Origin of the sequence: Listeria sp. LM90SB2 (genome assembly GCF_028867355.1) — a bacterium.
Taxonomy (GTDB): domain Bacteria; phylum Bacillota; class Bacilli; order Lactobacillales; family Listeriaceae; genus Listeria; species Listeria monocytogenes_B.
The window spans coordinates 2,454,822-2,478,769 of sequence record NZ_CP046449.1 but is presented as its reverse complement, the minus strand read 5'-3'; the positions used below and the strand labels follow the sequence as shown (position 1 = coordinate 2,478,769).

The window sequence follows — 23,948 nt, the reverse complement described above, 5'->3', positions numbered from 1 at the left end:
CGTGTTATAATTTAGTAAAATGAAAAGGACAGTGTTGTGGAGGGGAATTATGAAGAAAATAACTATATTGACGTTAAGTATAACAGCCGCACTACTCCTTGCATCGTGTGGAAATGATACGGCAACTGATACGAATAATGAAACAACTAAAAGGGAAAATAAATCGCAAGCGGCTCTAACGATAACAGATATGGCTGGGCGTGATGTTTCTTTTGATAAAAAACCAGAACGGATTATCGCACTGACGAATGCGGATATGAATATTATCTATGCACTTGGTGGAACGGTGGTAGGTCGCCAAACAACAGACGCGAGTGGTGTTCCAGATGGTGCGAAGAAAGCTACAGAAGTGGGCAATACCCATGATTTGAATTTAGAAAAAATTGCCTCTCTTGGTGCTGATGCTATTGTCGCAAGTTCAGAACAAAACTTAAAAGATGTTCCTGCGATGGAAGGCGTCGGACCGAAAGTCGTGTTGACCGGAGCCAACTCAATTGACGAAATTAAAAAACAAACAGCCGTGCTTGGCGAGCTTTTAGGCAAAGAGACAAAAGCCAAAGAGTTAGAAGCGAATATTGACCAAAAAGTGGCGGAAGTGAAGAAGAAGCAACAAGGTAAAAAAGTGCGCTCATTACTTGTTCTAGGGGCTCCTGGCAGTAATTACGCGGCGCTACCATCCTCATTAAGTGGAAATGTTTTAGAAATTGCTGGTGGAGAAAATGTAGCGAAAGATTTTAAAGGCGTTGAAAACTTCCCACAATACGCTTCGATGAACGTAGAAAAGATTGTTGCTGCTGACCCGGAAGTGATTTTCTTAATGATTCACGGTGGGGACGAAAAAGAAACAGAAGCAGCATTCAAGAAAGAAATGAAACAAAATGAAGCTTGGAATTCAACAAGCGCCGTTAAAAATGATCATATTGTCGTACTTCCTGCAGAGCTATTCGGAACAAATCCTGGAATTAAGATTGATCAAGCATTGGATTATATGACAGATGAGATAAATAAGGTGGATAACTAATGACAACTGTGAAGGCGCATGATCCGCGGCGAAAACGTAGACGGATAACTTTTATTGTAGTAATCATTTTACTTATTTTAGCTTTTTTCTACGGACTGACAACGGGGTCCGTGAAAATTACATATAGTGATGCTTGGCAGACGCTAACTGGCGGGGGAAGTGACCTAGCGAACCAATTGATTTGGAACTTGCGCTTGCCGCGGTTATTAATTGCTTTCTTAGTAGGAGCAGCGCTGGCGATTGCTGGATGCTTGCTGCAAGGCGTGATGCGGAATCCATTAGCTGACCCAGGCGTAATTGGGGTTTCAGCCGGTGGTGGCTTCGTGGCCATTTTAATGACATTAGCATTTCCTGCGTTAGCTTCCTTTGTGCCGATTGGTGCGTTTTTAGGGGCGTTTGGAACAGCTATTTTGATTTATTTGCTTGCATGGGATCGCGGTGTTTCTCCTTTACGTGTAATTTTGTCTGGGGTGGCAATTAATGCGTTTATTGGTGCGATGACATCTGGCGTAATGGTGCTTTATAGCAACCGGGTTCAAAGTGTTATTTCTTGGATGACAGGGACACTTTCCGGAAAAAGTTGGTATCATTTGGATATGATTTGGCCGTATATGCTGGTCGGGTTTGTTTTAAGTGGTTTTGCGATTCGTTCTTCTAATGTATTGCTACTTGGGGATGATGCGGCGAAATTACTTGGCTTTTCTGTGGAACGGCATCGCTTTTTTATTATAATGTTGGCGGCCTTTCTCAGTGGGGTTGCGGTTAGTGTAGCTGGACTTATTGGCTTTGTTGGACTTGTTGTGCCACATATTTTCCGTTTGATCATTGGAAATGACTATAAATACTTACTGCCACTATCCGCACTCGGCGGGGCTTTATTAGTTGGCTTTGCTGATACAGCAGCTAGAAGTTGGTTCGGATCCATCGAGCTTCCTGTTGGAATCCTGCTTGCAATGATAGGCGCACCATTCTTCTTATTCTTACTTCAAAGAGGGAGGGTTGCTTCATGAAATCAGCATTAGAACTAAAAAATGTTTCTTTCTCACGTAAAAGAGATTTCGAAATGAAAAACGTGAGCGCGAGTATTCCAGAAGGGAAAATCACTACGCTTATCGGTCCAAACGGCTCGGGAAAATCGACTATGCTGCGTTTGATGATGCGCCTTTTGACACCGGATAGCGGGGAGATTTTCTTAAATGATAAAAACATTACTGAAATCCCATCTAAAGATTTAGCGAAAAAAATGACGATGTTATCACAAGCTCCAGAAGGTTTGGTAGATGTGATGGTGCATGATTTAGTGGCGTATGGCCGTTTGCCGCACCGAAGCTGGCTCTCCACTTTGCAAGAGGAGGACGAAGCGGTCATTCACTGGGCTATTAAAGTGTGCAACTTAGAAGAATTGGCTTATCGCCCGCTACATTCGTTATCAGGCGGAGAACGACAACGCGCTTGGCTCGCCATGGCTCTTGCACAAAAAACACCGATTTTATTACTAGATGAGCCCACGACTTATTTAGATATTGCGCATCAACTGGAGCTTTTAGATTTACTCGTGCATTTAAATAAAGAATATAATTTAACTATCGTGCTCGTTTTACATGATTTAAATCAGGCAGCAATTTACAGTGACCATGTTTTTGTATGCGAAAATGGACAATTAGTCAAAGATGGCTCGCCTACAGAAGTTTTCACGACAGAGCTTCTTCGCGAGGTTTTTCATATTACGGCGGATATTACCGAAAAAGACGGAAAGCAGCATATTCATCCACTTGCTTCGACTCGTTTTGAATATTAAAGAAAACAGAAAGAAGATTAGAATTTGGTGAAAAAGCTTCCTATCCAAGGTAAACTTTATTATAATAGATGAAGGCTGTTGCTCTTTTTAAGAATAGCAGCTTTTTTACATTTAAATTCAAACACAAAAGGACGGAAAATAATGGCCAGAAATAGAAAAAAGGCAGTTCGAATAGATTATTCGATTATATTTTTAATGATGTTGCTGTGTATTATTGGTCTAGTAGCGATTTATGTCGCGGGGCTTGTTAACGACCAATATACAAATAATTTCTTATTGCAACAGTCTATTTGGATTGTTATTTCTACTGGGGTCGTTGTTGTTATTGTACTTTTTTTCGACTATGATAAGTTGCAATGGGCGGCGTATTATCTTTATGGGATAGGAAACTTATTGCTTGTACTCGTACTTATCGTTGGTGACGAGCGAAAAGGATCCAAGAGCTGGATTAGTATCGGATCGCTTGGGAGCTTGCAACCATCGGAATTAATGAAAAGTTTTTTGATTTTAGCACTTGCAAAAGTCATTTGGGACCATAATAAAAAATATAAATTACATACCGTGAGCTTAGATATGCAGTTACTGTTAAAAATAGGTATTGTTTCTATTCTTCCGCTTGGTCTTGTAGCACTTCAACCAGACCTTGGGACGATTCTAGTATTTATTGCTATTATTATCGGTATGGTATTTATTAGTGGTGTTACATGGAAAATTTTATTACCAGTTTTTAGTTCGATTGCGCTCATTGGTGGGACATTAATCTACTTAGTTATGTATAATCAAGAGTTCTTACAAAAACTAGGATTTAAACCTTACCAATTTAAACGGATTACTTCTTGGTTAAGGCCGGAAGAGGATCCACTTGGTGACGGAATGCAGCTACTTCGGTCGATGCAAGCGATTGGTTCTGGGCAGTTACAAGGGAATGGAATCGGTAATCAAGCCATTGCGATCCCGGAAAACCATAATGATTTTATTTTCTCCATTATTGGTGGGAATTTTGGTTTCATTGGTGGCTGTGTACTTATTATGTTATACTTTTTACTGATTTACCAAATAATTCGAGTGGCATTAGATATTAATATTCCTTTTTATTCGTATATTTGTACGGGTGTTTGCTCGATGATTTTGTTCCATGTTTTAGAAAATATCGGGATGACAATTGGTCTTCTTCCAATTACCGGTATTCCGCTACTTTTTGTCAGTTATGGGGGAAGCTCACTTCTTGGTGCATTTATGGCACTTGGGCTCGTGTTATCGGCGAGATACAATGCTCCAGAAGTTAACTTAGGGAAAGAAAATCGTTTCTGATTTTCTTTTTTAAACTGTTTGGGAGAAAGCGTTCGTTTTGTTTATACAAACCAACCAGTAAGGAGTAATTAAATAATGAATCAACAAAATAAACTAGCTGGACGCATTGATTACGGGATTGTCCTATCTATGATGTTACTCATGATAATCAGTTTGGTGTCCATTTATAGTGCGCAATTAACAAATAATCAATATGATACAAACTTTGTGGTCAAACAAGCCATGTGGTTTGTAGTGTCGACATTTGCAATTATTGTCGTGATGCAACTAGATTATGATCGTCTGACGAAATGGGCTTACTACTTTTACGGACTAGGTCTATTTTTACTCGTATTTGTATTGCTTTTTGGGAAAGAAGTAAAAGGAGCAAAGAGCTGGATTGTTATCCCGTTCTTAGGGAACATTCAGCCATCTGAGGTTGTTAAGGTTATCTTAATTGTCGTTTTAGCAAAAGTGATTTGGGATCATAACCGAACTTATAAGGTCCACCGCTTTAGTTATGATGCTTGGTTACTTTTAAAGATTGGCTTATTTACATTAATGCCGCTTATTCTTATCATGCTGCAACCCGATTTAGGGACCGCGCTTGTATTTATCGCTATTATGTCGGGAATGATTCTTATTTCCGGAATTACATGGAAAATTATCGTGCCACTTTTTGGCTCGATTGCGGCAATTGGGACGGCGCTTATTTGGATGGTTATTTATCACCAAAATTGGCTGACGAGTCTAGGCTTCAAACCCTATCAATTTGAGCGGATTACGACGTGGATTAATCCGGAGAATGATCCTCAAGGCGGGGGTTATCAAGTGCTGCGAGCGATGACGGCAATTGGTTCTGGTCAGATTTCTGGGAACGGTGCGGGATATGATGCCATTGCAATTCCAGAAAATCACAATGACTTTATTTTTACGATTGTAGCCGGAGATTATGGCTTTATTGGAGCTAGTATTTTATTAGCAATTTATTTCTTATTAATTTATCAAATTATTCGTGTGGCGCTGGATGTTGGCGTACCGTTTTACTCTTACATTTGTACGGGGGTTGTAATGATGTTAATGTTCCACGTACTGGAAAATGTTGGTATGAATATTGGTTTGCTGCCAATTACAGGTATCCCGCTTCCGTTTATTAGTTACGGTGGTAGCGCCTTGCTCGGGAACATGATGGCTGTTGGCCTGGTGCTCGGGATAAGGTTTAACTTTAAAAAATCGATGTTTGAAGTGAAAGAAGAAAATCACGCGTCTTAAAAAAGAAAATACAGAAGTCGAAAATGGCTTTTGTATTTTTAAAACCACGAATGAATACGCTTTCAAATGCTCTGTTTTTTTCTAAGTGTTGCCATTTGTACTTTCGGAAAAAATGCACTATGATAGTAGTAGAATGCAATCGGAGGGAGAGGCAAAATGATTAATTTTTATTGGTATCCAAAATGTAGCACCTGTAAGAAAGCAAAAGCATGGCTTGAAAATGAGCATGTTGATTTTAATGAAGTAGATATTAAGACAGAAACGCCAACTGCGGAAGAAATACAAAAATGGCATGAAGTAAGCGGGCTTCCAATCCGCCGTTTCTTTAACACAAGTGGTATTAAATACCGCGAACTTGGACTGAAAGATAAATTAGATACACTTTCGCCGGAAGAAGCTTATAAGTTACTTGCATCAGACGGTATGTTAATCAAACGCCCACTAACTACGAACGGCAAAGAAGTGACGCTTGGTTTCAAAGAAGAAGAATTTGAAGCAACTTGGAAATAGTCAATATAGATAATTGCACGAAAAAGGAGGAGTTTTGAAAATGAGTTTACCAAAAGACTTATTGTACACAGAAGAACATGAATGGGTGAAAGCAGACGAGGGTAGTTATGTTATTGGGATTACGGACTTTGCTCAAGATCAATTAGGGGATATCGTATTTGTTGAATTGCCAGAGGTTGGCGACACTGTAGCTAAAGGCGACTCTATTGGTAGCATTGAGTCTGTAAAAACAGTATCTGATTTTTATGCACCAGTAACTGGTAAAGTAGTTGCTGTTAACGAAACATTAGAAGATGAACCAGAATTAATTAATAGCAATCCATACGATACAGGCTGGATTTTAAAACTTGAAGAAGTAGAAGAAGCGGATGTAAAGGCTCTTTTATCAAGTGACGATTACGAAAAAGTATTAGATTAATTTTTAGGAGGCCGGCTTGGGATAACCGAAGCTGGTCTTTTTTGATAGGAGGCGTTTTTCCTGGAAATTTGGGAAAAAGAAAGTTTGCGGACGGCGCAAAAAAACGGGGAGGACTTCGTTGTTTTCTTTTTTACTCCGATGTGTGGTAGCTGCCAAATAGCAAGCCGCCTTGTGGATGTGGTTTTAGAAGCGGACGAGGTTCATACAGAAGTTGTGAAAGTAGATTTAAATTATGTGCCTGATATTGCGCAAAATCTTGAAATTACATCAGTCCCGGCGCTAGTTAAATTTAGGAACGGTCAACCGGCCGATTTAAGCTACCAATTACATGATGCAACGGCCATTTTTGAATTCCTGTATAGTGAGTAATACAGGGATTTTTTCTGTGTTAAATTTTGCCCTGGAGCAAAAAAGTTTCGCTCCCGATATAGAACTGTATTTAACTAAAAACGTTGCTATAGACACAATTTGGCTGCTTGTGGTAAGATAATTCGAGTTGTTAAATTAGTGTTTTATAAAGAGAAATTTTTAGTGAAACATAAAATATCGGAGGCTTTTTTATGAACCATTCTAATCTTACTATTTTATCTGTGTGTAGTAATTTTGTTATTGTTGTACTTAAATTGATTGTCGGCTTTTTTACAGGTTCTGTGGCAGTGATTTCGGAAGGGATTCACTCGTCCATGGACTTATTTGCGTCAATCATCACTTTCTTCTCGATTCGGATTTCTAATCAACCGGCCGATGAAGACCATCCATATGGACATGGAAAAGCAGAGAATATTGCGGGAACCATTGAAACTTTACTTATTTTTGTAGCGGGGATTTGGATTATTGTGGAATCAGTTAATAAACTTGTAAATCCTCACGAAATTCGTTTTCCAGCGCTTGGTATTATGGTAATGCTTTTTGGCGCTATCGTGAATATTATCGTGTCTCGTATCATCAAAAAAGCGGCTGATGAAGCTAATTCAGTAGCGATGAAATCCAATGCATTACATTTATATACAGACGTGTTCACATCGCTTGGGATTGCGCTTAGTTTGTTCCTTGTATACATAACCGGCTGGCTTTGGTTAGATCCTGTCATCGCGATTTTAACGGCGTTTTATATCATGTATGAGGCTTATAAATTGTTAAAAGAGTCTTTCCCTCCATTAATGGACAAACGCTTGTCTGCGGACGAAGAAGAGGCTATCAAGCAAATTATTTTGGCTCATAAAGCAAGATTTATTGAATTTCATGATTTTCGCTCGAGACGGGCAGGAGCAGAAGAGTATATTGATTTTCATTTAGTTGTATCTTCATCGATGACGATTGAAAGTGCTCATTCGCTATGTGACGAAATTGAGGCAGAGATTATGAATTTTTATGCTAAAGCGGAAGTCCTTATCCACTTAGAGCCGGAAGAAGAACGGGTTCTTACCAGAATTTAATCCGAGCTCTTTCTATTCGATTTGTTGCTAAAGTGTTACAATAGGTAGAAATAAGACTGGAAAGGACAATGAGTATGACAACTTCTATTTTAATTGCTGATGATGACAAAGAAATTGTTGATTTAGTAAAATTATATTTACAAAATGAAGGATATACGATTTATCAAGCTTATGATGGTGCGGAAGTATGGCGTTTAGTTCAAGAAAAACAGCCAACTTTAGTGATACTAGATATTATGATGCCTGAAATGAACGGCTTAGAAGTATGCCGATTAATGAGAGATAATGGGATTTTGACTCCCATCCTAATGCTTAGTGCCAAGGCTGAAGACAACGACAAAATCATGGGTCTTTTAACAGGTGCGGACGATTATATGGTCAAGCCATTCAATCCATTAGAGCTTTCTGTACGCGTGAAAGCTATTCTAAGAAGAATGCAGCAAATGAGTCAAGCAGAGCCTGTTAGTCAAGATAAAGTCATCATTGGGCCGATAGTAGTTGACCGTGGCCTTCACGTTGTAACTGTTAGTGGCAAAGAACTTCATTTGACGACTTCTGAGTTTGATATTCTATTTTTACTAGCGAGTGAGCCAGGGCGCGTTTTTAGTTCAGAATATATTTTTGAGAAGATTTGGCAAGAAAAGGCCCTTGGAGCGAGTAAGACAGTAATGGTCCATATTAGTAATTTGCGTGATAAGTTACGCGAGGCTATGGGTGGAGAAAATGTGATTAAGACTATTTGGGGAGTAGGGTACAAAATTGAAATCTAAACTGGAACTGTTGTTTACGAAAATTAGCCATGTGATGAATGTTTGGCAGGCGACTTTTTTTGCAGCTGTTTCTTGGATTTTGGCGTTGATTACCATCCAAACTATTTATTTATGGAGCATTTCCATTCGGGATGATTCTTTGTTTTTACGGGAAGTGTCACAAGCTATTGTTCAATTATTTGGAACGAATAAATATACGCGAATCATGCAATCTTTTTGGATGATGTCGCTAAAATTTCTGATTATCTTTTTAATAGCTTGTCTATTCTTTGCTTTTTTCTATCGTTTGATGCGTCAAAGAATTTTGAAAAAACAACTGCGTACGATTAATTTTGCGCTTAACGACGGGAAGCCAGTTGACACAGAAAGTTTTGTGCCGGAAATTCAAGAACTGGAACGTAACATCGAAAATATGCGGGAACGGCAGAAAAAATTAATGCAGCAGGAAGAACAGGCCCAGCAAGCCAGAAATGATTTGATTACGAATGTTTCGCATGATTTGCGAACACCACTTACATCCATTTTAGGCTATTTAAGTTATATACATGAAGACCGTTATCGCGATGAAATTGAGCTGCGTTATTACACCGAGCTTGTGTACGGGAAAGCGCGTCACTTGCACAAACTTATTGATGATTTGTTTTCTTATACAAGGCTCGATAGCGTGGATTACCAACTAAAGAAAGATGAGTTAGACATTATTGAGTTGCTACGGCAATTAGTGGCGGAGTACGACGGGCGAGCTGCAGAACGAAATATGCAGATTGTCGAACATTTTGATGCTAACAAACTAATTATTGGCGGTGATGGCAACCAAATCATGCGCTTATTTGAGAATTTATTTTCGAATGCCCTTAGATACGGAGAAGGCAACAAACAAATTGATGTTAGTGCTAAGAAAGAAGATAATATGGCTGTTGTGCGCGTAACGAATTATGGTGAAGAAATTCCTAATGTCGATTTACCTTACTTGTTCGAGCGCTTTTACAAAGTAGATAAAAATCGGACGACGACTGGAACCGGATTAGGCCTTGCGATTGCTAAATCTATTGTTGAAAAACATGGCGGAATTGTTACTGCAGAAAGTAAAAAACGCCAAACCAGTTTTATCGTTAAACTGCCACTAATTTAATCTTTAACAATTCTTAAAAGTTTCTTTCCGCGTGATTTATGTTCTTTCTGTAGAATATAAATCACGGAGGAGAGGAAAATGAAAAAACATATTGTTTTAATTGTTGTTGCTTGTATTACGGTTATTGCGGTATTTATGTACATAGTTCAAATTAATAATAGCGAACTCAAATATCAAAATAGGGCCCAAATTAAAATAGCCTCTCAAATGGCTAGTCAGAATGAACAGACAGATAATAGTATTATTAGTGAAATAACTTACAAATAAATTAACATAAGTGAGAAAGTTATTGACAAAGTCTACTAGACAAGGTAATATGAAAAAACAAGAAACGTCACTATAGTCACAAATGAAGTGATTTAATAATATGTAGAAATCTTATCCAGAGTGGTGGAGGGAAATGCCCTGTGAAACCCAGCAACCTAAACAATAATTCATTATGTGTTTAAGGTGCTAAGTCATGCAGAACAACTAATTGTTCTGAAAGATGAGAAGGAAGTTAGTCCATTTGAAAAAATGCTGCCTTTCTGCTCATCAGCAGAAAGGTTTTTTTGTATATCAGAATGTAGAAAAGGTGATAGAGATGATTACGTTACAAAACGTTGTAAAAGAATACACGTCCAGAAACAATAAAGTTCTCGCAGTCGACCATGTCGATTTAGAAATTGAACAAGGCGAGATTTTTGGAGTAGTTGGATATTCTGGAGCTGGTAAAAGTACGCTAATCCGGATGTTTAACGGACTGGAACTACCGAGTGCCGGGACGGTGGAAGTAGACAATTTACTTATTAGCCAGATTCGCGGTAGTAAGCTTAGAAAAGCTCGTCAGCAAATTGGAATGATTTTTCAACATTTTAATTTATTATGGTCACGTACAGTGGCAGAAAATATCGCGTTTCCACTAGAAATTGCAGGTGTACGAGGTGAAAAAAGACGTTTTCGAGTAAATGAACTCATCCGCCTTGTTGGCTTGGAAGGAAAAGAAAATGCCTATCCATCTGAGCTAAGCGGCGGTCAAAAGCAGCGTGTCGGTATCGCAAGAGCACTGGCGAACAACCCAAAAGTATTGCTTTGTGATGAAGCAACTTCCGCACTAGATCCACAAACTACCGATGAAGTTTTAGAACTCCTCCTAGATATTAACAAACGCCTCCATTTAACTATCATCGTTATCACCCATGAAATGCACGTTATCCGGAAAATATGTAATCGCGTCGCAGTAATGGAAAACGGAAAAGTTGTTGAACTCGGTGATGTTTTAGATGTTTTCCGTCATCCACAAGAAAAAGTAACACAGCGCTTCGTCCGCCAAGTAACCGATTCAGACGAAACAGAAGAATTAATCCATCTATTACTCGATAATTATGCAGAAGGAAAAATTGTTAAATTACTCTTTATGAGCGAAAATGCAACTCAACCAGTCATTTCTCAAGTAGCAAAAGAAAATGATGTTATGCTAAATGTTCTCCACGGGAACTTAACGCAAACGCAAAATGGCGCATACGGAACGCTTTATGTACAAGTTTTAGGTACAGAAGATGCGATAAATGCGAGTCTAACACAGCTACGTCAACTTAAAGTAGAAACGGAAGTGTTAGAACGATGACGAAATTACAAGAATTATTTCCAAATGTTGATTTTCAAATGATGTGGGTCGCAACACAAGAAACATTATACATGACGCTTGTTTCATTATTTGCGGTTTTTTTACTCGGGATTGTGTTAGGATTATTACTATTTTTAACTAACAATAAAAAACATGCCGGAGCGCGCATTCTTTACTGGATTACAGCCATTTTAGTCAATGTGTTCCGCTCGATTCCTTTTATTATTTTAATTGTATTACTATTACCGATGACAAAATCGCTTGTCGGAACTGTAATTGGGCCGAAAGCGGCACTTCCAGCTTTGATTATCTCTGCTGCTCCGTTTTATGGTCGGATGGTAGAAATTGCCTTTCGTGAAGTGGACAAAGGAGTTATCGAAGCAGCCAAATCTATGGGAGCGAATATGTTTACCATTATTGGTAAAGTACTTATCCCAGAAGCACTTCCAGCGATTATTTCCGGTATCACAGTGACAGCAATTTCGCTCGTTGGTTTTACCGCGATGGCTGGTGTCATTGGCGCTGGCGGTCTTGGGAATACTGCCTATCTTGAAGGGTTCCAACGTGGACAACCTGATGTAACAGTACTTGCGACAATTATTATCTTAATTATCGTCTTTATTTTCCAGTTTATCGGCGACTTCTTAACAAAACGAACCGACAAACGCTAACCAATGTATATGAAGAAATTTATATAAAAAAACGCGGAATCCCCGCAAAAAAGGAGAGAATTTCATGAAAAAGGTTCTTGGTTTCATTTTCACATTAAGTTTAGTTTTAGTACTTACAGCTTGCGGTGGCTCCTCAGATAAAGCTTCATCTAGTAAAGACGATAACCAATTGGTAGTGGGTGCGTCCAATACACCACATGCCCAAATCTTAGAACAAGCAAAACCAATTTTAAAAGATAAAGGGATTGACTTGAAAATTGTTAAATATACAGATTACGTTATGCCTAACAAAGCGCTAGAAGAAGGCGATTTAGATGCTAACTACTTCCAACATAAACCATATCTTGAACTAGAAGAAAAAGAAAAAGGCTACAAATTTGCTGATGTTGGCGCGATTCACATCGAACCAATGGGTATCTACTCTAAAAAAGTTAAAGACATTAAAGATCTAAAAGACGGCGCGCAAGTTTTACTTTCTAACTCAAAATCTGATTGGCCGCGTGTTATTGGTATTTTTGTGGATAACGGACTATTAACGCTGAAAGATGGCGTGAAACCACAGGATGCAACTTTTGATGATATTAAAGACAATCCGAAAAACTTGAAATTCAAATACGATTTTGATCCAGCTTACTTGATGACTGCCTACAATAACGAAGAAGGCGACGTTGTAGCGATTAACTCTAACTTTGTTGTAGATCAAGGCTTAAACCCTTCTAAAGACGCTATTGCAATCGAAAGTAAAGACTCTCCTTATGCGAATATCGTTGTAACAACAGAAAAGAAAAAAGATGATAAAAACATTAAAGAGCTAGTAAAAGTACTTCATTCAAAAGAAATTCAAGATTACATTACGAAAGAATGGGACGGCGCTGTTGTTCCAGTGGATAAATAAAATAGAAAAAATCCTTTTACCGTTTCGGTAAAAGGATTTTTTTATTGAGCGCTACTTAAATATAATTTCAGTCCATCGGAAATGGCTTTATCCAATTCTTTTTTGGATACAATTTCTTTTCCTTCTGGCATTGGAGGAACTTTTTCGTAGTCTAGCATATCAATCGTTGTTGTGAAGTCCATTAAGTCTTTTGTTTTGGTATCTTCAAAATTAGTAGTGATAATCGCTTTACTAAATCCTTTTTTGCTGTCAGGAGTTAATGTTAATTTGAAATCTAATGTTTGTGCTTTGTTTTCTGTTAGAGCTTTTAAGGATGATTGGATACTTTTTTGAGCATTGTTCCATTTTTTCTTTGCTGCTTTTTGAGTGCTACCGTCAATTTCTCCAATAAGTGCTACAACACTTCCGTTATCATCAAGTTTGGTGATAACGGAATTAACTAAATCGCTAATCTCGTTTTTAGATAATTTTAGGACGATGTCACCATTATCTTTTGAAGTGAAGTGTTGGTCATCTAGGTCGTTTAGATAACTATAAATCGCAATGCCGGCAGTTTCTTCCATTTTTTTCAATACTTTTGCTTGGCGGTCTACAGTTTCTGTATCAATTGTTTGATTGGAAAAATTTTGAATTGTTTCGAATAGGTTTAAATACTTCGACTCCAAGTCTTTGTTTTGATCTAGTACCTGGTTGAAAATTCTAGCTGCTGAATCCGGTAATAAACTGGAGATGCTATCAGAAGCGTCGTAGAAATCAGATACAGGAATATAAGCTTTTCCGTCATCGCTGTTTTGAAGTGCATGTATTGTTAAATCAAGTGGTTTTTTTCCTTTCCAGTGAATAGAAGATGCGCTGTAGGAAGATGCGGAATCACTATCAACAGAAATTTTATATTGGATGTTCGATTTTTTAAGTTGATTTAAGTCGATTTCAGGACCAAGTTTTTTTATGTAACTTTCTGAGAGGTTATTTACTTGGAATGTCACATTTGTTGTATATTGTCGGTTTTCAGCTGTTTTTTGCAAGGCGGCAGTGAAGTCAGATTTAGGGGAGCTACACCCGGATAACGTGGCTAAAAGCAATACAAAGATGGTCGCAGCCATTATTGCTTTCTTCATATTTTAAATTCTCCTTCAATAAGTAATCGTTTATTACAAAAAAGTTATTATGTTGCAATTTTGTTACGTTACAACAATACCATATATAAATAAGATATACAATCCCTTTTTTAGGATGAAAAATCCCTTTCATTTATTGGTATGACACGTTGTATTTTTTTAGGGACGGATTCTCAAATAAAATAGAAACAGTGATAATGCTAGAAAACTGGTAAAAAACCTTTATTAATAGTAGAATGAAGGGGAGAATGCGAAGAATACTGGTTTTTATAGTTGTAATCAGATTAGAATTATACTAAACTAGGATTATGCAAATTTTACACTAGGGAGGACTTTTTTATGGCAACTTTAAAGATTCAAGATTTACATGTTGAAATAGAAGGAAAAGAAATTTTGAAGGGTGTTAACCTGGAAATTTCAACTGGCGAAATCCACGCTATCATGGGACCGAACGGAACAGGTAAATCTACGTTGTCCTCAGCTATTATGGGGCATCCAAAATATGAAGTAACACAAGGAACAATCACGCTTGACGGGGAAGATGTACTCGAAATGGAAGTAGACGAACGCGCTCGTGCTGGTCTTTTCTTAGCGATGCAATATCCAAGTGAGATTAGTGGTGTTACAAACGCTGAATTCATTCGTGCAGCAATCAATAGCCGCCGCGAAGAAGGCGACGAAATTCCAGTAATGCAATTCATCCGCAAACTAGATGCCAAAATGGATATTTTAGATATGGACGAAGAAATGGCGGAACGTTATTTAAATGAAGGATTTTCAGGCGGAGAGAAAAAACGTAATGAAATCTTGCAATTATTAATGATCGAGCCAAAATTAGCGATTTTAGATGAAATTGACTCTGGTCTTGATATCGATGCGCTTAAAGTTGTCTCTAAAGGTGTAAATGAAATGCGCGGCGAAGGATTCGGTTGCTTAATCATTACCCATTACCAACGTTTACTGAACTACATCACGCCAGATTTTGTTCACGTAATGATGCAAGGTAAAGTAGTAAAAGAAGGCGGACCTGAACTTGCGAAACGTTTAGAAGCAGAAGGTTATGACTGGATTAAACAAGAGCTTGGTATCGAACTTGAGGAAGAAGAAGCAGTAGACCAACAATAAGGAAGTGAGGTTAAAATCATGGCAGAAAATATGACGATTAAAGATGATTTTATCCACGCTTTTTCAAGTAATGCGAATGAACCGGATTGGTTTTTAGATATCCGTCGCAATGCTTTTAAAGCCTACGGGGAACTGGACTTGCCTTTTGTGGATAAAACAAAAATTACTCGCTGGAATTTCACAAAGTTTGAGACGTTTATACCTTTTAAAGAAGGCGTAACGAATGAAACTCTACCGGAAAAAGTAGCGAATTTAGTTGATTTAGATAATAAAGAAGCCAATTTTTACGTTCAAATGGATGAAAGACCTGCGAGACTTCAGTTGCAACAAGAACTAGTTGACCAAGGCGTTATTTTCACAGATATTATTTCGGCTGTGAAAAACCATCCTGAACTTGTGAAGAAATATTTCATGAAAGATGCAGTTCAAGTGAATGAACACAAACTGACTGCTTTTCATGCGGCGCTTGTGAACGGTGGGATTTTCCTTTATGTTCCTAAAAATGTCGAAGTGAAAGCACCAATTCAAGCTGTTTTCGTACAAGATAAAGCGGAATCTCCACTTGTTAACCATGTGTTGCTTGTGGCGGATGATAATAGCTCAGTCACTTATGTGGAAAACTACGTAACGGTAGATAACGCACCTAAAGGGATTGTTAGCATTGTGGAAGAAGTAATCGCTGAGAAAAATGCGCGCATTACTTTTGGCGGTGTAGACAATCTTGCAAGTGATGTTACGACATATGTGAACCGTCGTGGACACATTGGAACAGATAGCCAAATTGAATGGGCGCTTGGCCTGATGAATGATGGCGATACTATCAACGAGAACGTAACAAACCTAATGGGAGACGGCTCTTCTGCTGATGTGAAAACGGTGACTGTTGGACGCGGTAAGCAAACGCAAAACGTGACAACGCGCGTGACGCATTACGGTAAAGCTTCTAATGGTACGATTTTATCCCATGGTGTTATGAAAGAAAGAGCGACAACTATTTTTAACGGAATTGGTCACATTAAACATGGCGCTTCTAAGTCAGATGCACAACAAGAATCACGTGTACTGATGCTTAGTCCTGAAGCACGCGGTGATGCGAACCCAATTTTATTAATTGATGAAAATGACGTAGTAGCAGGGCATGCGGCTTCTGTTGGACGCGTTGATCCACTACAATTATTCTATTTGATGAGTCGCGGGATTTCTCAAAAAGAAGCAGAAAGATTAGTTATTCATGGCTTCTTAGACCCTGTTGTTCGTCAGTTACCAATCGAAAGTGTGAAAACGATGCTTCGTGAAGTAATCGAAGGGAAAGTGCGCTAAATGATTGATATCCAAAAAATTCGGGCGGATTTTCCAATTTTAGCTCAAGAAATAAATGAAAAACCGCTAGCTTATTTAGATAATGCTGCCACTTCACAAAAGCCGAAACAAGTTATTGAAGCTTTAACACATTACTATGAGTTTGATAATGCGAACGTTCACCGCGGTGTGCATACACTTGCAGCAAGAGCGACGGATGCTTATGAAGCAGCTCGAGGTAAAGTAGCCAAGTTTATTCATGCGCGTGAAGTAGCAGAAATTATTTTCACAAGAGGTACTACTTCAGCGATTAATTTAGTTGTAGATAGTTACGCGGAAGCAAATATTGAAGCGGGCGATGAGATAGTTATTTCTTATCTAGAGCATCATTCCAATTTGATTCCGTGGCAACAACTAGCTAAACGCAAGGGCGCGGTTTTGAAATATATCGAACTAGAAGAAGATGGCACGATTTCTGTGGAACAAGCGAAAAAAACGATTGGTGAAAAAACGAAAATCGTTGCATTAGCTCATGTTTCTAATGTACTCGGGACTATCACGCCAATGAAAGAAATCGCAGCAATTGCTCATCAATTTGGAGCAGTCATTCTCGTTGACGGTGCGCAAGCGGTGCCTCACATGGAAGTTGATGTAGTTGATTTAGATGCTGACTTTTATGCTTTTTCAGGGCACAAAATGATGGCTCCTACTGGCATTGGCGCCTTGTATGGCAAACGTGAATTGCTTGATGCGATGGAACCTACCGAATTTGGCGGAGAAATGATTGATTTTGTTGAATTATACGATTCGACTTGGAAAGAACTGCCGTGGAAATTTGAAGCCGGAACACCGATTATTGGCGGAGCGATTGCGCTAGGTGCGGCGATTGATTACTTGGCAGAAGTCGGACTCGCAAATATTCACGCACATGAACAAGCATTAGCCAGCTACGCGATAGAAGAAATGAGCAAAATCGAAGGCATTACCATTTATGGACCAAAAGACGCGAGTAAACGATGTGGCTTAGTGACTTTCAATTTAGAAGGCGCACACCCACACGATATTGCGACTATTTTGGACGAAGACGGAATTGCGATTCGAGCTGGTCACCACTGTGCGCAACCGTTGATGAAGTGGCTTGACGTTTCTTCCACAGCTCGCGCAAGCTTTTATATTTATAATACAAAAGAAGAAATTGATGCGCTTATAGATGGCCTCAAGTTAACAAAGGAGTATTTTGGATTATGACAAGCCGGAAATTAGATCAGCTTTATAGACAAGTCATTATGGATCACTATAAAAATCCGCGCAATAATGGAGAGCTCCCAGATAGCGATGTAACAATCGACCTCAACAACCCAACATGCGGTGATCAAATTCATCTTCATTTAAAAATGGATGGTGATAAAATCGTTGCGGCAAAATTCACTGGTAGCGGCTGTTCGATTTCGATGGCCTCTGCTTCGATGATGACGCAAAGCATTATTGGGAAAACCGAGAAAGAGGCACTAAAAATGTCACGTGAATTTTCAGAAATGGTGCAAGGTCATGACCATGAAACGATTGATGAATACGGCGACGTTGAGGCACTTGCCGGAGTTGCGAAATTCCCAGCAAGAATCAAATGTGCAACCCTTTCTTGGAAAGCAATGGAGAGAGCGATTTTTGAAAAAGAAGGAACAAAATAAGTAGCGAAAAGGAGGATACGACATGACTGAAATTCCAGAAATTGGCGAATACCAATATGGATTCCATGACAAAGATACCTCTGTGTTCCGTACAGAACGCGGATTAACAGAAAAAGTAGTAAGGGAAATTTCGAATATTAAAGAAGAACCAGAATGGATGCTTGAATTCCGTTTGAAGTCTTTGGAGCAATTTTATAAAATGCCAATGCCGACTTGGGGTGGCGACTTGTCAGAACTGAAGTTTGAAGACATCACTTACTACGTGAAACCGTCTGAACAAACAGTGCGCTCTTGGGATGAAGTTCCTGAAGAAATTAAACGTACTTTTGATAAATTAGGTATTCCTGAAGCCGAACAAAAATATTTGGCTGGGGCATCTGCACAGTATGAATCCGAAGTAGTTTATCACAATATGAAGCAAGACCTAGAAGATTTAGGGATTGTCTTCAAAGATACAGATTCCGCGTTAAAAGAAAACGAAGATATTTTCAAAGAATATTTCGCAAAAGTAATTCCACCAAGCGACAACAAATTCGCTGCGCTAAACTCGGCTGTTTGGTCAGGTGGTTCATTCATCTACGTACCACCAGGTATCAAAGTAGATACGCCACTTCAAGCCTATTTCCGCATTAACTCGGAAAACATGGGTCAATTTGAGCGGACACTAATTATTGTGGACGAAAATGCCAGCGTGAACTACGTGGAAGGCTGTACTGCTCCCGTTTATACTACGAATTCCCTTCACTCTGCTGTCGTGGAAATCATTGTAAAACCAGGCGCTTACTGTCGTTACACAACCATCCAAAACTGGGCAAATAACGTTTACAACCTAGTAACGAAACGTACTTTCTGTGAAGAAAATGCGACAATGGAATGGATTGATGGCAACATTGGTTCGAAATTAACAATGAAATACCCAGCTGTACATTTACGAGGCGAAGGAGCACGCGGAACGACCCTTTCTATCGCGATTGCTGGTAAAGGCCAACGTCAAGACGCTGGAGCAAAAATGATGCACTATGCGCCGAATACGTCCTCTACGATTGTGTCGAAGTCGATCTCGAAACAAGGCGGAAACGTAACGTATCGCGGAATTGTTCATTTTGGTCGTAATGCAGACGGCGCACGTTCGAATATCGAATGTGATACGCTGATTATGGATAACCTGTCCACATCGGACACAATCCCGTACAACGAAATCCTAAACAGCAACATCTCATTAGAACACGAAGCCAAAGTTTCCAAAGTATCCGAGGAACAACTTTTCTATCTAATGAGCCGTGGTTTAAGCGAAGAAGAAGCGACAGAAATGATCGTTATGGGCTTCATTGAACCATTTACGAAAGAATTACCAATGGAATATGCCGTTGAGATGAACCGTTTGATTAAGTTTGAAATGGAAGGCTCGATTGGTTAAATAAAGCAAAAGACGAACTTTTTAGTTCGTCTTTTTTTGATGAAATCCAAAAATAGCAGGGAATAAATCTGGCTTGTATTTTTATAAATGAAGTGATATATTGGTTCCAACAATTTAGCAAAGGACTGATAATTATGACAGAAATTAAATATTTAGAGGGAATGTATCAAGATCCATTCTTTCCACCGTTTCTAGTAGATAAAATTAAGCAATGTATTTTCGATACGGTTCAATTTTTAGAACAAGGGAATCATGATACAGAAGCGATTCAAGCTAAATTTGATGAAATGACATTAGCAATTAATGCATTGCAAGATGAGTTTTATGAAAATGAGAGCGAATTAGAAACAGGAGCAAGGGATTCCATTGCTGAAACAATCATCCCGATTTTAGCTCATTATAAGATAGATATCGATATTGAAGAATTACTTAGAGAGCGCGAGTGGTAATATATGATAAAGACTTCAACTGCTAGACAGTTGAAGTTTTTGTTTTGTTTCGAAGTAAAAACGAGGACCAAATTAAAGGCTTCTCCCTCCTTTTTGCGTTATAATAAACATAAATCATAACGATAGAGAGGGTGGCAGTTGATGGTAACAATCGGGTTAACTGGGTGGAGTGATCATGATTCTTTATTACAATCAAAAAAATTAACATTGGCTGATTATGCGGCACATTTTCCTGTGGTGGAGGTTGATACGAGTTTTTATGCGATTCCTTCTCCACGAACAACGGCAAACTGGGCGGCACAAACTCCGGATGAATTTCGTTTTGTGATTAAAGCATTTTCGGCGATGACGAAACATAAGGAATGGTCGCAGTATTTTGATAGTGAAAATGCGATGTACACGGCTTATATGGATATGATTGCACCGATAAGTGAAACGGGGAAACTACAGGCAATTTTATTTCAATTTCCGCCGTATTTTAATTGTACGAAAGAAAATGTGATTTATTTAAAATATATTGCTTCGAAAATGGGTGATTTACCGGTGGCGATTGAATTTCGCCATAATTCTTGGTATAACGAGCAAAACACCGAGAAAACACTGGAGTTGCTGCGAGAATTAGGTTTTATTCATACAGTCGTTGATGAACCGCAAGTTGGTTCTGGGAGCGTGCCGATTGTGCTGCGTGAGACGAATAGCGATATGACATTAGTGCGGCTTCACGGCCGGAATCAGTATGGTTGGATGAAAGCAAGCAGTCCAGAATGGCGCGAAGTTCGGACACTTTACCGTTATAATGAGGAAGAAATTAACGAATGGGCAAAATATGTGGAACATTTACAAAAATTGTCCAAAGAAGTTGTCGTGATTTTTAATAATAACAGCGGCGGGGATGCGGCTGATAATGCGAAACATTTACAAAAGGCGTTACAAGTTGAGTTTCAAGGCTTGGCTCCGATGCAAATGGATTTGTTTTCAGAATAAAAAAAGATGGCGCATCGCTAGCGCCATCTTTTTTATGCTTTTATACCAATTAAAAAGCTAATAACTAAAATAATTAATACAATCCCAGTTATCCCAACGTACAAATAATCTTTTTCTTTCAAAAAAGTAAATAACGATACAACGACACGAAGGACGGGCGTTAAAATTAAGCAAAAGAGGCCAAACATCATAATCGCGTATGGTTTAAGCGTCCCTAGCCCGCTGAAAATCGCCGTAAGCGAGGTTGGATAAGTTTCCCCAGGATAGCCACTTTCGCCGGTGATAAATAGCATAACAAGACCGAAAACAATAATAATCGCACTGAGGACAACACCGATTCGTAGCAGTGCGCTAACAATTAGCTCCACGCGGTACATTTCTTCTTTTTTCTCTGCCATTTAAATCCACCCCAATCCTTCTAAAATCATTTGGAAGGCAACATATAAAATGACGGGAATAAAAATAATCCGAATAACTTTGCTTTTTAAACGTTGCATAATGCGCGTTCCAAGTGTTGCACCGACAAGTACGCCAATCGCAACTGGAGCTGCAATAGCGGGCTGGATGTCGCCTTGGAAAAGGTACACGGTTGCACTGGCAGCCGCGGTTACGCCCATCATTAAATTACTCGTTGCGCTACTTACTTTTAGTGGCATTTTCATAAAGACATCAAGTGCCATGACTTTAAATGCGCCACTACCGATTCCAAGTAAGCCACTAGCGATTCCGGCGCCGTACATCACACCAAAACCAGCAGGAACATTTGCCACTTGATAGTCAACTGTTTGCCGTAAAGATTTATCGTAATAAGAATCATGTAAGTTTAGTTTGGTTGCGAGTGGGTCTGGTTTCACATTGGTAGGAAATTCTGTACCGACCTTTTTAATCATGTTGAAAGCAGAATAAAGAAGTAAAAGTCCGAAGATGATGTAGAGTGCCGTGGCCGAGAGCAGTCCGCTGACGAAAGCCCCAGTGATTGCACCAATTGTTGTGGCAATTTCGAGAAACATCCCGACACGAAGATTGGTGATGCCGTCTTTGATATAAGCGATGGCAGAACCACTACTTGTTGCGATGACGGAAATAATACTCGCACCAATCGCATACTGAATATCAATCCCGAAAATAAGAGTCAAGGCAGGTGTCACGATAATTCCGCCACCAAGCCCGAGCAAAGAGCCTACTACCCCTGCAAAAACAGAGATTAGAAGAATTTCGACTGTTTGCGTAATATCCAAAAAAATCACTTCCCTTTAAAACAATATATCCTATCATAACATAAAATGAAAAGGGAACAATTCATCCAGTCCTAGTGCGTGTAAAAAAAGCTGTTTTACGCTACAATAGTTATAAGTAGGGAGTGAGATGGATAGATGAAACATTTAACTTTATGGCATACAAATGATGTTCATAGTCACTTGGAACATTGGCCACGCATTTTTAATTTCTTAAAAGAGAAAAGAACTGCTGCAGATAAAGAAAATCAGTCGGCGCTCTTTTTTGATATTGGTGATTTTTTGGACCGGGTCCATCCGCTTACTGAAGGAACGAACGGGCTTGCGAATACGGACTTACTTAACCAACTGCCGTATGATGCGGTGACTTTTGGTAATAATGAAGGAACGACTTTGGCCCATGAAGACTTGGATAAATTATATGAACATGCGGCCTTCCCAGTAGTTTGCTGTAATTTTTATGCGAATAAAGAGTGTACAAAGCAGTCGGACTGGGTGAAATCGATTGTTTATAAAGAAGTAGAACAAGTGAAAATTGCTATTATCGGTGCAACGGCGCCGTTTCGGGAATATTACGAGGCAATGGGCTGGGGAGTAGAAGAACCAATTAGCGCGATTAAAAAGCAAATTGCTGGCTTAGACGCGAATACAGATGTAGTTATTTTACTGAGTCACCTTGGCTTGCCGACAGATGAAAGAATTGCTTTAGAATTACCAGAAATTGATATTATATTAGGTGGGCATACCCATCATTTACTTGAAAATGGAAAAATAGAAGGAAATGCATTACTGGCTGCTGCCGGAAGATGGGGCGAGCATTTAGGGAAAGTTACTATCGAGCTAGATGAAAATAATCAGATTATCTCTAAAAAAGCAGTAACTTTCGCAACCGAAAAACTTCCAATCCCACCAAATGAAACGGCAGAAATTCAAGCTTTCTTCGATAAAGGACGGGAGGAACTCTCTGAAAAAGTAGTTGCGATTCCCAGAAAGTTAGCGCATAATTGGTTTGATGACTCGGAAATTGCGCACATTTTGAATGAAGCGGTTTGTGAATGGACTGGGGCAGAAACATTTGTGATGAACGCAGGCATTTTTATGACAGACTTTGAAGCAGGGATTGTGACGGAATTTGATATCCACCAAATGTTACCTCATCCGCTCAACGCGATTGCTTTAACGATGTCTGGTGAGGAGCTTGAAATACTTATTGACGGAATCTACCGAAAGAAAGCTGAACTGCAAGATATTCCGCTTCGAGGTTTTGGTTTCCGAGGCGAGTATTTTGGCACCGTTTTGATGGACAGAGCTGGTTTTGATGCGGAAAATCAAGTGGCACTTTTTGATAATAAACCGATTGATAAAACGCGGGAATACCGGATTGCGACGCATGATACGTTTGTGTTCGCACCATTTTTCCCGATAGTAAAGCAAATTAAACGAAAAGAAGTATATACACCGGAGTTACTCCGAGATATTTTAAAATGGAAACTTAAAAAAATGTACGGACAGGAGGAAGACAAGTGACGATTACGATTCAAGATTTAAACTACGAGATTATCACCAATTATCGCGACGCTTTTGACGAGGAGAAGTTAAATGAACGGTTTAGCGATATTCTTGGGCGATATGATTATATAGTAGGCGACTGGGGTTACGATCAACTCCGTCTCAAAGGCTTTTTTGAAGACGATAACCGCAAAGCCGCATACGACAACAAAATTAGCACGTTAAAAGAATATATTTACGAATACTGCAATTTTGGTTGTGCGTATTTTGTTATTAAAAAAGTAAAATAGTAAAAGAGGTAATTA

The 23,948-nt window shown here is 39.0% G+C and carries 27 protein-coding genes and 1 riboswitch; of the genes, 24 read left to right on the top strand and 3 right to left on the bottom strand.

The features are described from left to right. Positions 1 to 49 precede the first annotated feature (49 nt). The 15 genes from GL301_RS12270 to GL301_RS12200 all read left to right on the top strand — a co-directional run bounded on the left by GL301_RS12270 (position 50) and on the right by GL301_RS12200 (position 12,819). A complete protein-coding gene (locus GL301_RS12270) occupies positions 50 to 1,021 on the top strand; it encodes an ABC transporter substrate-binding protein (RefSeq protein WP_010959049.1) in 972 nt (323 codons plus the stop codon). Beyond that, entirely contained in the window at positions 1,021 to 2,031 is a 1,011-nt protein-coding gene (locus tag GL301_RS12265; RefSeq protein ID WP_003726486.1) for a FecCD family ABC transporter permease, read from the top strand. Before GL301_RS12270 ends, GL301_RS12265 begins: the two co-directional genes overlap by 1 nt. Further along, positions 2,028 to 2,819: an ABC transporter ATP-binding protein gene (locus tag GL301_RS12260; RefSeq protein ID WP_003726495.1), complete on the top strand. Its 792-nt coding sequence runs from the start codon at positions 2,028 to 2,030 to the stop codon at positions 2,817 to 2,819. Before GL301_RS12265 ends, GL301_RS12260 begins: the two co-directional genes overlap by 4 nt. A gap of 141 nt (positions 2,820 to 2,960) precedes the next feature. Continuing rightward, on the top strand, positions 2,961 to 4,130 hold the full coding sequence (rodA, locus tag GL301_RS12255) for a rod shape-determining protein RodA (protein ID WP_003723330.1): 1,170 nt from the start codon (positions 2,961 to 2,963) through the stop codon (positions 4,128 to 4,130). A 75-nt stretch (positions 4,131 to 4,205) separates the two neighbouring features. Further along, positions 4,206 to 5,381: a rod shape-determining protein RodA gene (rodA, locus tag GL301_RS12250; protein ID WP_274758808.1), complete on the top strand. Its 1,176-nt coding sequence runs from the start codon at positions 4,206 to 4,208 to the stop codon at positions 5,379 to 5,381. Between the two features lie 156 nt (positions 5,382 to 5,537). Beyond that, a complete protein-coding gene (locus GL301_RS12245; protein WP_003725611.1) occupies positions 5,538 to 5,891 on the top strand; it encodes an arsenate reductase family protein in 354 nt (117 codons plus the stop codon). Positions 5,892 to 5,931: 40 nt separating this feature from the next. Then, complete coding sequence (gene gcvH, locus GL301_RS12240) at positions 5,932 to 6,309, top strand: glycine cleavage system protein GcvH (RefSeq protein WP_003725610.1); 378 nt, start codon at positions 5,932 to 5,934, stop codon at positions 6,307 to 6,309. An 84-nt stretch (positions 6,310 to 6,393) separates the two neighbouring features. Then, a complete protein-coding gene (locus tag GL301_RS12235; RefSeq protein WP_010959048.1) occupies positions 6,394 to 6,678 on the top strand; it encodes a thioredoxin family protein in 285 nt (94 codons plus the stop codon). 191 nt (positions 6,679 to 6,869) lie between these two features. Then, positions 6,870 to 7,745: a cation diffusion facilitator family transporter gene (locus tag GL301_RS12230; protein ID WP_003725608.1), complete on the top strand. Its 876-nt coding sequence runs from the start codon at positions 6,870 to 6,872 to the stop codon at positions 7,743 to 7,745. A gap of 74 nt (positions 7,746 to 7,819) precedes the next feature. Then, positions 7,820 to 8,515: a response regulator CesR gene (gene cesR / locus GL301_RS12225; protein WP_003725607.1), complete on the top strand. Its 696-nt coding sequence runs from the start codon at positions 7,820 to 7,822 to the stop codon at positions 8,513 to 8,515. Then, positions 8,505 to 9,647, top strand: coding sequence for a histidine kinase CesK (gene cesK / locus GL301_RS12220; protein WP_003725606.1), 1,143 nt, complete (start codon positions 8,505 to 8,507; stop codon positions 9,645 to 9,647). Before cesR ends, cesK begins: the two co-directional genes overlap by 11 nt. A gap of 78 nt (positions 9,648 to 9,725) precedes the next feature. After that, complete coding sequence (locus tag GL301_RS12215) at positions 9,726 to 9,914, top strand: hypothetical protein (RefSeq protein ID WP_003725605.1); 189 nt, start codon at positions 9,726 to 9,728, stop codon at positions 9,912 to 9,914. Positions 9,915 to 10,022: 108 nt separating this feature from the next. Continuing rightward, positions 10,023 to 10,141: riboswitch (SAM riboswitch) on the top strand. A gap of 89 nt (positions 10,142 to 10,230) precedes the next feature. Next, entirely contained in the window at positions 10,231 to 11,253 is a 1,023-nt protein-coding gene (locus GL301_RS12210) for a methionine ABC transporter ATP-binding protein (RefSeq protein WP_003725604.1), read from the top strand. Next, entirely contained in the window at positions 11,250 to 11,924 is a 675-nt protein-coding gene (locus GL301_RS12205; protein WP_003725603.1) for a methionine ABC transporter permease, read from the top strand. The genes GL301_RS12210 and GL301_RS12205 overlap by 4 nt, the downstream gene beginning before the upstream one ends. A 64-nt stretch (positions 11,925 to 11,988) precedes the next feature. Continuing rightward, a complete protein-coding gene (locus GL301_RS12200) occupies positions 11,989 to 12,819 on the top strand; it encodes a MetQ/NlpA family ABC transporter substrate-binding protein (protein WP_003725602.1) in 831 nt (276 codons plus the stop codon). 41 nt (positions 12,820 to 12,860) lie between these two features. Here the strand turns inward: GL301_RS12200 and GL301_RS12195 are convergent, their stop codons facing one another. Then, positions 12,861 to 13,937 carry an Lmo2079 family surface lipoprotein gene (locus GL301_RS12195; protein WP_003727944.1) on the bottom strand — a complete coding sequence of 359 codons (1,077 nt, stop codon included), beginning with the start codon at positions 13,935 to 13,937 and terminating at the stop codon, positions 12,861 to 12,863. Between the two features lie 339 nt (positions 13,938 to 14,276). Here GL301_RS12195 and sufC point away from each other — a divergent pair, with 339 nt between their 5' ends. The 7 genes from sufC to GL301_RS12160 all read left to right on the top strand — a co-directional run bounded on the left by sufC (position 14,277) and on the right by GL301_RS12160 (position 20,899). Next, entirely contained in the window at positions 14,277 to 15,062 is a 786-nt protein-coding gene (gene sufC, locus GL301_RS12190; protein ID WP_003722442.1) for a Fe-S cluster assembly ATPase SufC, read from the top strand. Positions 15,063 to 15,080: 18 nt separating this feature from the next. Next, a complete protein-coding gene (gene sufD / locus GL301_RS12185) occupies positions 15,081 to 16,382 on the top strand; it encodes a Fe-S cluster assembly protein SufD (RefSeq protein ID WP_009928064.1) in 1,302 nt (433 codons plus the stop codon). After that, a complete protein-coding gene (locus GL301_RS12180; RefSeq protein WP_010959046.1) occupies positions 16,383 to 17,609 on the top strand; it encodes a cysteine desulfurase in 1,227 nt (408 codons plus the stop codon). Then, positions 17,606 to 18,049 carry a Fe-S cluster assembly sulfur transfer protein SufU gene (sufU, locus tag GL301_RS12175; protein WP_003722439.1) on the top strand — a complete coding sequence of 148 codons (444 nt, stop codon included), beginning with the start codon at positions 17,606 to 17,608 and terminating at the stop codon, positions 18,047 to 18,049. Before GL301_RS12180 ends, sufU begins: the two co-directional genes overlap by 4 nt. A gap of 22 nt (positions 18,050 to 18,071) precedes the next feature. Beyond that, positions 18,072 to 19,466: a Fe-S cluster assembly protein SufB gene (gene sufB, locus GL301_RS12170; protein WP_003722438.1), complete on the top strand. Its 1,395-nt coding sequence runs from the start codon at positions 18,072 to 18,074 to the stop codon at positions 19,464 to 19,466. A gap of 134 nt (positions 19,467 to 19,600) precedes the next feature. Then, positions 19,601 to 19,915, top strand: coding sequence for a DUF5713 family protein (locus GL301_RS12165; protein ID WP_003725599.1), 315 nt, complete (start codon positions 19,601 to 19,603; stop codon positions 19,913 to 19,915). Between the two features lie 141 nt (positions 19,916 to 20,056). Further along, entirely contained in the window at positions 20,057 to 20,899 is an 843-nt protein-coding gene (locus GL301_RS12160; RefSeq protein WP_010959045.1) for a DUF72 domain-containing protein, read from the top strand. A gap of 32 nt (positions 20,900 to 20,931) precedes the next feature. Here the strand turns inward: GL301_RS12160 and GL301_RS12155 are convergent, their stop codons facing one another. Then, positions 20,932 to 21,297 carry a DUF1634 domain-containing protein gene (locus GL301_RS12155; protein WP_003722429.1) on the bottom strand — a complete coding sequence of 122 codons (366 nt, stop codon included), beginning with the start codon at positions 21,295 to 21,297 and terminating at the stop codon, positions 20,932 to 20,934. Continuing rightward, positions 21,298 to 22,137 carry a sulfite exporter TauE/SafE family protein gene (locus GL301_RS12150; RefSeq protein WP_003727947.1) on the bottom strand — a complete coding sequence of 280 codons (840 nt, stop codon included), beginning with the start codon at positions 22,135 to 22,137 and terminating at the stop codon, positions 21,298 to 21,300. 135 nt (positions 22,138 to 22,272) lie between these two features. Between GL301_RS12150 and GL301_RS12145 the strand changes: the two genes are divergently transcribed. Beyond that, positions 22,273 to 23,661 carry a bifunctional metallophosphatase/5'-nucleotidase gene (locus GL301_RS12145; RefSeq protein ID WP_010959043.1) on the top strand — a complete coding sequence of 463 codons (1,389 nt, stop codon included), beginning with the start codon at positions 22,273 to 22,275 and terminating at the stop codon, positions 23,659 to 23,661. Beyond that, the gene (locus GL301_RS12140; protein ID WP_003722426.1) at positions 23,658 to 23,933 is read left to right on the top strand and encodes a YutD family protein; all 276 of its coding nucleotides are present in this window, start codon (positions 23,658 to 23,660) and stop codon (positions 23,931 to 23,933) included. Before GL301_RS12145 ends, GL301_RS12140 begins: the two co-directional genes overlap by 4 nt. Positions 23,934 to 23,948 lie beyond the last annotated feature (15 nt).

Excerpts from the sequence above, each read along its gene's own strand:
- GL301_RS12270 (WP_010959049.1), top strand. The coding sequence starts at position 50 with ATGAAGAAAATAACTATATTGACGTTAAGTATAACAGCCGCACTACTC.
- GL301_RS12265 (WP_003726486.1), top strand. The coding sequence starts at position 1,021 with ATGACAACTGTGAAGGCGCATGATCCGCGGCGAAAACGTAGACGGATA.
- GL301_RS12260 (WP_003726495.1), top strand. The coding sequence starts at position 2,028 with ATGAAATCAGCATTAGAACTAAAAAATGTTTCTTTCTCACGTAAAAGA.
- rodA (WP_003723330.1), top strand. The coding sequence starts at position 2,961 with ATGGCCAGAAATAGAAAAAAGGCAGTTCGAATAGATTATTCGATTATA.
- rodA (WP_274758808.1), top strand. The coding sequence starts at position 4,206 with ATGAATCAACAAAATAAACTAGCTGGACGCATTGATTACGGGATTGTC.
- GL301_RS12245 (WP_003725611.1), top strand. The coding sequence starts at position 5,538 with ATGATTAATTTTTATTGGTATCCAAAATGTAGCACCTGTAAGAAAGCA.
- gcvH (WP_003725610.1), top strand. The coding sequence starts at position 5,932 with ATGAGTTTACCAAAAGACTTATTGTACACAGAAGAACATGAATGGGTG.
- GL301_RS12230 (WP_003725608.1), top strand. The coding sequence starts at position 6,870 with ATGAACCATTCTAATCTTACTATTTTATCTGTGTGTAGTAATTTTGTT.
- cesR (WP_003725607.1), top strand. The coding sequence starts at position 7,820 with ATGACAACTTCTATTTTAATTGCTGATGATGACAAAGAAATTGTTGAT.
- GL301_RS12215 (WP_003725605.1), top strand. The coding sequence starts at position 9,726 with ATGAAAAAACATATTGTTTTAATTGTTGTTGCTTGTATTACGGTTATT.
- GL301_RS12210 (WP_003725604.1), top strand. The coding sequence starts at position 10,231 with ATGATTACGTTACAAAACGTTGTAAAAGAATACACGTCCAGAAACAAT.
- GL301_RS12205 (WP_003725603.1), top strand. The coding sequence starts at position 11,250 with ATGACGAAATTACAAGAATTATTTCCAAATGTTGATTTTCAAATGATG.
- GL301_RS12200 (WP_003725602.1), top strand. The coding sequence starts at position 11,989 with ATGAAAAAGGTTCTTGGTTTCATTTTCACATTAAGTTTAGTTTTAGTA.
- GL301_RS12195 (WP_003727944.1), bottom strand. The coding sequence starts at position 13,937 with ATGAAGAAAGCAATAATGGCTGCGACCATCTTTGTATTGCTTTTAGCC.
- sufC (WP_003722442.1), top strand. The coding sequence starts at position 14,277 with ATGGCAACTTTAAAGATTCAAGATTTACATGTTGAAATAGAAGGAAAA.
- sufD (WP_009928064.1), top strand. The coding sequence starts at position 15,081 with ATGGCAGAAAATATGACGATTAAAGATGATTTTATCCACGCTTTTTCA.
- GL301_RS12180 (WP_010959046.1), top strand. The coding sequence starts at position 16,383 with ATGATTGATATCCAAAAAATTCGGGCGGATTTTCCAATTTTAGCTCAA.
- sufU (WP_003722439.1), top strand. The coding sequence starts at position 17,606 with ATGACAAGCCGGAAATTAGATCAGCTTTATAGACAAGTCATTATGGAT.
- sufB (WP_003722438.1), top strand. The coding sequence starts at position 18,072 with ATGACTGAAATTCCAGAAATTGGCGAATACCAATATGGATTCCATGAC.
- GL301_RS12165 (WP_003725599.1), top strand. The coding sequence starts at position 19,601 with ATGACAGAAATTAAATATTTAGAGGGAATGTATCAAGATCCATTCTTT.
- GL301_RS12160 (WP_010959045.1), top strand. The coding sequence starts at position 20,057 with ATGGTAACAATCGGGTTAACTGGGTGGAGTGATCATGATTCTTTATTA.
- GL301_RS12155 (WP_003722429.1), bottom strand. The coding sequence starts at position 21,297 with ATGGCAGAGAAAAAAGAAGAAATGTACCGCGTGGAGCTAATTGTTAGC.
- GL301_RS12145 (WP_010959043.1), top strand. The coding sequence starts at position 22,273 with ATGAAACATTTAACTTTATGGCATACAAATGATGTTCATAGTCACTTG.